1 rRNA gene is annotated in these 350 nt (G+C 50.0%); it reads right to left on the bottom strand.

What is annotated here, in order from left to right:
- Positions 1–350, bottom strand: a 23S ribosomal RNA gene (locus tag BHE89_RS22680); the annotation flags it as partial.

Genomic DNA, 350 nt, shown 5'->3' with positions numbered 1-350 from the left:
TTTTTCAACATTAGTCGGTTCGGTCCTCCAGTTAGTGTTACCCAACCTTCAACCTGCCCATGGATAGATCACCGGGTTTCGGGTCTATACCCTGCAACTCATTCGCCCAGTTAAGACTCGGTTTCCCTACGGCTCCCCTATACGGTTAACCTTGCTACAGAATATAAGTCGCTGACCCATTATACAAAAGGTACGCAGTCACCCCCATAAAGAGGCTCCTACTGCTTGTACGTACACGGTTTCAGGTTCTTTTTTCACTCCCCTCGCCGGGGTTCTTTTCGCCTTTCCCTCACGGTACTGGTTCACTATCGGTCAATCAGGAGTATTTAGCCTTGGAGGATGGTCCCCCC

Source organism: Shigella sp. FC1967, assembly GCF_001743005.1.
In the GTDB taxonomy this organism is placed as follows: domain Bacteria; phylum Pseudomonadota; class Gammaproteobacteria; order Enterobacterales; family Enterobacteriaceae; genus Proteus.
The sequence above is the reverse complement of the archived record's forward strand: the minus strand, read 5'-3'. Positions and strand labels throughout refer to the sequence as shown.